Genomic DNA, 8720 nt, shown 5'->3' on the forward strand with positions numbered 1-8720 from the left:
CCGACCAGTCCACCTTCGACGACGGCTCATCCACATGCAGCGTCCGAGGCAACACGCCGTGCCGCATGGCCTGCACCATCTTGATCACGCCGCCGACGCCGGAGGCGGCCGCCGCGTGGCCGATGTTCGACTTGATCGAGCCGAGCCACAGGGGACGGCCGTCCTCCGGTCGCTCCTGGCCGTACGTGGCGAGCAGGGCCTGCGCCTCGATCGGGTCGCCGAGGGTCGTACCCGTACCGTGCGCCTCGACCGCGTCCACGTCCTCCGCCGAGAGGCCCGCGTTGGTCAGGGCCTGGCGGATGACGCGCTGCTGTGACGGGCCGTTCGGGGCCGTCAGGCCGTTGCTCGCGCCGTCCTGGTTCACCGCCGAACCGCGTACGACCGCCAGCACCTGGTGGCCGTTGCGGCGCGCATCCGACAGCCGCTCCACGAGCAGCACACCCACGCCCTCGGACCAGCCCGTACCGTCCGCCGTGTCCGAGAAGGACTTGCAGCGGCCGTCCGTCGCCAGGCCGCGCTGGCGGCTGAACTCCACGAAACCGGTCGGGGTCGCCATCAGGGCGACACCGCCGGCGACGGCCATGGTGCACTCGCCGGAGCGCAGCGACTGCGCCGCCAGGTGCAGGGCGACCAGCGACGACGAGCACGCCGTGTCGACCGTCACCGCCGGGCCCTCCAGGCCCAGGGTGTACGCGAGGCGGCCGGAGAGCACGCTGGTGGCCATGCCGGTCAGCAGGTGGCCCTCGGTGCCCGTGCCGTCGGCGGTACGGCCGAGGTCGGCGCCGTAGCCGGACGCCGACGCGCCGGCGAACACGCCGATGCGGTCGCCGCGTACGGACGCGGCGTCGATACCGGCCCGCTCGAAGACCTCCCACGAAGCTTCGAGCAGCAGGCGCTGCTGGGGGTCCATGGCGAGGGCCTCGCGCGGCGAGATCCCGAAGAAGTCCGCGTCGAAGTCGGGTGCGTCGTGCAGGAATCCGCCGTCGCGGACGTACGAGGTGCCGTGTGCGTCCGGGTCGGGGTCGTACAGCGCGTCGAGGTCCCAGCCACGGTTGGTGGGGAACGGCGTGATGCCGTCGCCGCCGGAGTCTACGAGCCGCCACAGGTCCTCGGGGCCGGCGATGCCGCCCGGGTAGCGGCAGGCCATGCCGACGATGGCGATGGGCTCGTCGTCGGTCACGGCGGACACGGACGAGGTACCGGCAGGAGTGTTCGTACCGGCAGCCAGCAGCTCCGACTCGACGAAGCGGGCCAGTGCGGCCGGGCTGGGGTGGTCGAAGACGAGAGTGCTCGGCAGTGGGATGCCGCACTCGCGGGCCAGCCGGTTGCGCAGGTCGACCGCGGTGAGCGAGTCGAATCCCAGGTCGCGGAAGGCCCGGTCGGCGCGGATCTCGTCCGTGCCGTGGGTGCCCTCGTGGCCGAGGACCGCGGCGGCGGCCTCGCGGACGAGGCGTACCAGGTGCGCCGTACGGTCGGCGGGGGACAGCGAGGCCAGCCGGTCGCGCAGCTGCGACCGGGTGCTGTTCCCGGTCTCGGGGGCCTCGGCGTCGGAGGCGTCGGCGAGGGCGGCGACGGCCTCCGGGAGGTCGGCGAGCAGCGGCCGGGGGCGGATCGCCGTGAAGGCGGGCAGGAAGCGGTCCCAGTCGACGTCGGCGACGGCGACGTGCGTGTCATCGTGGTCCAGGGCGTGCTTCAGCGCGGCGACGGCGTGTTCGGGGGCCATGGTGCGGATGCCGCGCCGGGCGAGACGCTCGCCCTCGCGGCCGTCGGCGAGTCCGCCGCCGCCCCAGGCTCCCCAGGACACCGATGTCGCGGTCGCGCCGCGGGCGCGGCGGCGCTGGGCGAGCGCGTCGAGGTAGGTGTTGCCGGTGGCGTACGCGCCCTGGCCGCGGCTGCCCCACACGCTGGAGATGGACGAGAACAGCACGAACGCGTCGAGTTCCGCGTCCTGGTCGCGCAGCAGCGCGTCGAGGTGGGCGGCGCCCGCCGCCTTGGCCTGGATCTCGGTGGTGAACGCGGCCAGGTCCATGTCCGTGAGCGGGGTGTCGCTGGCGATGCCGGCCGTGTGGAACACGGAGCGCAGCGCCGGACCGCCGTCGGTGCGCAGGGTGTCCAGGAGGGCGGCGAGCGATGCCCGGTCGGACACGTCGCAGCTGACGACGCTGACGACCGTGTGGGGCGCGCCCAGCGCCTCGATCTCGGCGGCCAGTTCTGCGGCGCCGGGGGCGTCGGGGCCACGGCGGCCGGCCAGGACGATGCGTTCCGCGCCGTTGCGGGCGAGCCAGCGTGCCGTGTGCGCGCCGAGCGCGCCGGTTCCGCCGGTGATCAGTGCCGTACCGCGCGGGATGAACGCGGAGGACCGCGATGCCGGGCCGCCGGTGCGCGGATCGTGGGCGAGGCGCCGCGCGAACAGGCCGGAGGAGCGCAGCGCGATCTGGTCCTCGGCGCCGTCGGCGAGGGCGGTGGCGAGCCGGTCGGCGGTACGGTCGTCCAGTTCGGCGGGCAGGTCGACGAGACCGCCCCAGCGCTCGCCGTGCTCCAGGCCGATGACCCGGCCCAGTCCCCAGAGCGGGGCCTGGGCGGGCGAGTTCAGGGACTCGGAGCGGCCGATGGAGACGGCGCCGCGCGTGGCGATCCACAGCGGGGCGTCGAGGCCGGTGTCGCCGAGGGCCTGTACGAGCGTGACGGTGGCGGCGGTGCCGGCGGGAAGCCGGCCCGAGGCGAACGGGTCGTCCGCGCCGTGCGCGCCGTGCGCGTCATCCGAGCCGTCGGCACTGTCTGCGCTGTTCGTGCCGTTCGTGCCGTTCGTGCCGTCCGAGCCGTCCGAGCCGTCCGAGCCGTCCGTGCCGTCCGAGCCGTCCGAGCCGTCCGAGTCGTCGTCCGTGGCCAGGGCGAGCAGGGACAGGACACCGGCGGGCGTGACGTCCGGCGACCCCGCGTGCTCGGCCAGCAGGGCGGCCAGCGCCGCGCGGTCGGTGCCGTGGGCCCGGGCGTCCACGTCGACGACGGTCACGGAGGCGCCACGGGCGGCCAGCGCCTCGGCCGTACGGGCCACGAGGGCGCCGTACGCGGTGCGCGTGGGGGAGAGGACGAGCCAGGTGCCGGTCAGGGCGGTGGTGGCCGGTCCAGAGGCCTGGGCCCGGCCCGTCCCGAAGACGGGCTTCCAGTCGATGCGGTAGCGCAGGGAGTCGACGATGTCGAGGTCGCGGTTGCGGCGCCGCCAGGCGGCGAGCGCCGGAAGGGCGGCGGCCAGCGGGTCGACGTCGACCGGCCGCAGCGTGTCGGCGAGGGCCGTGAGGTCCTCGCGTTCCACGGCCTCCCAGAATCGGGCCTCGTTGCGGAAGGTCGCCAGCACCTCGGCGGCGTCCTGCGCGGCGGCCGGGGCCGGCCAGTAGCGGGTGCGCTGGAAGACGTACGTGGGCAGGGCGACGCGCCGGGCATCGGTACGGGCGTAGAAGGCGGCCCAGTCGACGGGCCTGCCGTGCACGTGCAGGGCGGCCAGAGCGGCCGTCAGGGCGTACGTCTCCGGCCGGTCCTTGCGCAGGGTCGCCACGAAGGACACGGCGTCGGCGCCGCTGTCCCCGTCCCCCGCGGCGGCCACGCAGTCCTGCGCCATGGCGGTCAGCACTCCGCCGGGGCCGATCTCCAGGAACGTCGTGACGCCCTGGTCGGCGAGCGTGCGCACGCCCTGCTCGAACCGGACGGCCTCGCGGACGTGGCGCACCCAGTAGCCGGGGTCGCGGATCTCCTGCGAACGCAGCGGCCGGCCGGTGACGTTGGAGACGACCGAGAGCCGTGGCGGGTGGAAGGTCAGGCCCTCGACGACGGCGCGGAACGCGTCGAGCATGGGCTCCATGAGCGGCGAGTGGAAGGCATGGGACACCTTCAGCCGCCGCGTCTTGCGGCCGCGCGCCTCGAAGGCGGCGGCGAGCTGGAGCACGGCCGCCTCGGCACCGGAGACGACGACCGACCGGGGGCCGTTGACGGCTGCGATGGACACGTCCGCGCGGGCGTCGGAAGCCGGCTCGGCAGACGGGTCGCCAGACAGCTCGCCAGACAGCTCGGCAGACGGCTCGGAGGGCAGTTCGGAGGGCAGTTCGGAGGGCAGTTCGGACGGCTGCCCGGAAGGCTGTCCGGGAAGCTGCCCGGCCAGAACCTCGGCCACCTCGTCCTCGGTGGCCTGTACGGAGACCATGGCACCGCCCGCGGGCAGGGCCTGCATCAGCCGGCCCCGGGCGGCGACCAGCGCCGCGGCATCCTCGAGGTCGAGGACACCCGCCACGTGCGCGGCGGTGATCTCGCCGACGGAGTGGCCCATCAGATGGTCGGGAATGACGCCCCAGGACGTGACGAGCCGGAACAGCGCCACCTCGACGGCGAACAGGGCGGCCTGCGTGTACACGGTCCGGTCGAGCAGCGCCGCGTCGGCGCTGCCCTCCTCCGCGAACACGACGTCGCGCACGGAACGCTCGACGTGCCCGGCGAGGTGCTGGTCGAGTGCGGCGCACACGGCGTCGAAGGCCTCGGCGTACGCGGGGAACGTGCCGTACAGCTCACGGCCCATGCCGGCGCGCTGGGAGCCCTGTCCGGAGAACATCACGCCGAGCCTGCCGGGTGTGGCCAGGGCGCGTACGACCGAGGCGGTCGCAGTCCCGGCCGCGGTCTCGTCGCCCTCGCTGAGCGCGCGCAGCCCGTTCAGCAGGGCCTCGCGGTCCTCGCCGAGAACGACGGCACGGTGCTCCAGAGCGGCCCGGCCGGTGGCGAGTGAGAAGCCGACGTCGAGCGTGCGCGCGGCGGCGAGGGCCTCCGCCTCGACCGTGGTGTCGGTGCCCGTGAGCCGGTCCAGCAGACGCTGCGCCTGCGCGGCGAGCCCCTGTGCGGACGCACCCGACACCAGCCACGGGTGTACGGGCAGGTCGTCGGCGGCGACCTCGGCGGCATCATCGCCGGCGGCGTCGCCCGTCTCCCGCTCCGGAGCCTCCCCGGGAGCCTCCTCCAGCGCCTGCTCCGGAGCCTGCTCGGGTGCCTGCTCCACGATGATGTGCGCGTTCGTACCGCTCACGCCGAAGGACGACACCGCGGCGCGGCGCGGCGCACCGGTCGCGGGCCACCGGCGGGCCTCCGTCAGCAGTTCCACCGCGCCCGCCGACCAGTCGACGTGCGGTGTCGGCTCGTCCACGTGCAGCGTCTGCGGCAGTACGCCGTTGCGTATCGCCATGACCATCTTGATGATGCCGGCGACACCCGAAGCGGCCTGCGCGTGGCCGATGTTCGACTTCATCGAGCCCAGCCACAGCGGACGGCCGTCGGCCCGCTCCCGGCCGTACGTGTCCACCACGGCCTGCGCCTCGATCGGGTCGCCGAGGACCGTGCCGGTGCCGTGCGCCTCGACCGCGTCGACCTCGCCCGCCGCCAGACCGGCGTTGGTGAGCGCGGCGCGGATGACGCGCTGCTGGGCCGTACCGTTCGGAGCGGTCAGGCCGTTGCTCGCACCGTCCTGGTTCACGGCGGTGCCCCGGATGACGGCGAGGACCTCGTGTCCGTTGCGGACCGCGTCGGACAGCCGCTCCACGAGCAGCACGCCGACACCCTCGGCCCAGCCCGTACCGTCGGCGCCGGCCGCGAAGGACTTGCAGCGGCCGTCGACGGCGAGACCACCCTGCTTGCTGAACTCGGCGTACGCCTCCGGTACCGCCATCACGGCCACACCACCGGCGAGCGCCATCTCGCACTCGCCCGACCGCAGCGCCTGGACGGCCATGTGGAGGGCGACCAGCGACGACGAGCACGCCGTGTCGACCGTCACCGCGGGGCCCTCCAGGCCCAGGGTGTAGGCGATGCGGCCCGAGACGACACTGCCCGCCGTACCCGTCAGGAAGTAGCCCTCGACGTTGTCCGACGCGTTCTGCAGCTTCGACTCGTAACCGGAGACGGCGGCACCGGCGAACACACCGGTAGGGGTGCCGCGCAGCGCGGACGGGGCCACCCCGGCGCGCTCCACCGCCTCCCAGGCCGCCTCCAGGAGCAGCCGCTGCTGGGGGTCCATGGCGAGCGCCTCGCGCGGCGAGATCCCGAAGAACCCGGCGTCGAACTCGGCGACGTCGGGCACGAACCCGCCCTCGTACGCCCCCGAGCCCGCCGGGCTCGACGCGTACAGGCCGTCGATGTCCCACCCGCGGTCCGTGGGGAAGGGCCCCACGGCGTCACGACCCGCGTCCACCAGCCGCCACAGGTCCTCGGGGCCGGCGACACCGCCCGGGTACCGGCAGCTCATGCCGACGATCGCGACGGGTTCCCGCGCCGCCTCCGTGATCCGGGCGTTCTCCTTGCGGAGCCGCTCGGTCTCCTTGACCGACGCCCGCAGAGCCTCAAGGACCTTGTCCGCCGAAGCAGCCATCATGCACTCCACATTTCGCACGTCATCATGAGCCGTTGTCTCCCAGCGCCAGCTGGATCAAGGATTCGGCGTCCATGTCGTCAATCGAGTCGTCGTCAGCGATCGGGTCGTCAGCGACCATCGGGTGGTCAGCGGCCATCGGGTGGTCAGCGACCGGGGCGTCCGCTGCCGGATCGTTCTCGCCCGCCACCTGCGGAAGGTCCAGCTTGCTCAGCAGGAACCGCGCCAGCGCGGAGGGCGTCGGGTGGTCGAAGACCAGCGCGGCCGGCAGCCGCAGGCCGGTGGCCCGGGCGATCCGGTTGCGCAGGTCCACCGCGGTGAGGGAGTCGAAGCCGAGTTTCCGGAACGCCCGGTCCGGCCGCACCTCGCCCGGCCCCGTCAGACCGAGGACGGCGGCGGCATGGTCCCGGACCAGATCCTGGAGAACGAAGACCTGCTCAGGGCCGGGCAGTTCGGCGAGTTCGGCACGGAGGCGGTCCACGGTGTCCTGAACGGACGTATCCCCGTCCCCCTCGTCACCGTCCGCTGCCGCGTCGTCCCCGGCTCCCTCGGGGGAGAGGAACGCACCGCGCACCTCCGGCAGGTCTCCGATCAGCGGGCTCGGTCGAAGCGCGGTGAACGCGGGCGCGAAGTCCCGCCAGTCGATGTCGGCGACGACGACCGCCGTCTCCTCGTGTTCGACCGCCTGCCGCATCGCCGACACCGCCAGCTCCGGCGCCATCGCCGCCAGGCCGAGCCCGCTCAGCGCCCCGCCGACCCCGGCCCCGCCGGCCAGCCCGTCACCTTCCCACCAGCCCCACGCGACGGACGTCGCCGCACGGCCCTGGGCGCGGCGCCGGTGCGCCAGCGCGTCGAGCGAGGCGTTGGCGGCGGCGTACGCGGAGTGCCGGGCGTTGCCCCACACCCCCGAGATCGAGGAGAACAGGACGAAGGCGTCCACGGAGTCCCCGAGCGCCTCGTCCAGGTGCAGCGCGCCGTTCACCTTCCCCGACAGGACGGCGGTGTACGCCTCCACGTCCGTGTCCTGCACGGCGGCCGTGTCGTCCACGCCCGCCGTGTGGAACACGCTCCGCACCGGACGGCCCTCGGCCCGCAACCGCTCGACCAGCGTGTCGACCTGGGCGCGGTCCGCCACGTCGCACGCGACGACCGTCGCCGTCGCACCGGCCCGCTCCAGCTCCTCCACCAGCTCCGCCGCACCCGGCGCGTCCGGGCCACGACGGCTCGTCAGCACGATGTGCCCGGCGCCCAGCCCGGCGAGCCAGCGCGCCACATGACCGCCGACCGAACCCGTACCACCGGTGACCAGAACCGCGCCGCGCGGCACGAACGGGCTTACGGCGCCGTCGAGTCCGGCGCGCTCGATCCGACGGGCGAACACATCGGAGCCGCGCACCGCCACCTGGTCCTCGTCTCCGAGGTCCCCGGCCAGCACCGCGCACATCCGTTCCGCCACCACCACCGACGCGTCGCTCCCTTCGGCCTCCGCGGTGTCGGGCAGGTCGATCAGACCGCCCCAGCTCCCCGGCGCCTCCAGAGCGATGGCCTGGCCCATCCCCCACAGTTGTGCCTGCACCGGACTGCTTGCCGGCTCCGCATGACCGGCCTGCCCAATCTGGACGGCTCCGCTCGTGACACACCACAGCGGTGCTCGCGTACCGCTGTCGTCAAGGGCCTGGACGAGCGCGAGCGTGCGGGCGGTGACGGCGGGCACGCCGAGAACGGTTTCCCTCTCTCCCGTGCCGGCCGGCAGGGACAGCACACCGTCGACGGCGGTGACATCCGCTTCCACGAGCGCGGCCGCCAGCGCCTTCGCGATCCCTTCCCGGTCCGCCTGGTGCTCACCGAGCACCAGCGGCACGACCCGCGCCCCACGCTCCGTCAGTTCCCGGACGGTCGCTGCCATCAGCGCCCCGCCCCCAGCACCATCGGCATCGGCATCGGCATCGGACTCCGGTACGACGACCAGCCACGCGCCGTCGAGCGCGCGCCCACCGCCGTCCGTAGCAGCCACCAGTGGCTTCCACGTGATCCGGTACCGCCACGAGTCCAGCGTCGCGCGGGTCACCGCGCCCCGCCGCCAGGCGGCGAGCGCGGGCAGAACCGCGCTCAAGGCCTTGGCCTCGACACCCTCCAACTGCCCCATGAGAGCCGTCTCGTCGCCCTCCTCCACGGCCTTCCAGAACTCCGCGTCCACGGCCGCCGCAGGACCGGCGGCCTTGGGCTCGCTGCTGTTCTGCGGCTCGTCCTTCAGCCAGTAGTGGGAACGCTGGAAGGCGTAGGTGGGGAGGGGGGTGCGGCGGGCTCCGGTGCCGGTGTAGAC

Annotated in this window: 2 protein-coding genes; both read right to left on the reverse strand. The window is 74.1% G+C overall.

Features of this window, described 5'->3' with window-relative positions; all coding sequences use genetic code 11:
• Positions 1 to 6397: SDR family NAD(P)-dependent oxidoreductase (locus ACLF6P_RS29550; RefSeq protein ID WP_415954488.1), on the reverse strand; the 6397-nt coding region annotated here is incomplete at its 3' end.
• A 25-nt stretch (positions 6398 to 6422) separates the two neighbouring features.
• On the reverse strand, positions 6423 to 8720 hold a 2298-nt coding region (locus ACLF6P_RS29555; RefSeq protein ID WP_415954489.1), incomplete at its 5' end, for an SDR family NAD(P)-dependent oxidoreductase.

The sequence above is a fragment of the Streptomyces lothianensis genome (assembly GCF_047779955.1).
GTDB lineage: Bacteria > Actinomycetota > Actinomycetes > Streptomycetales > Streptomycetaceae > Streptomyces.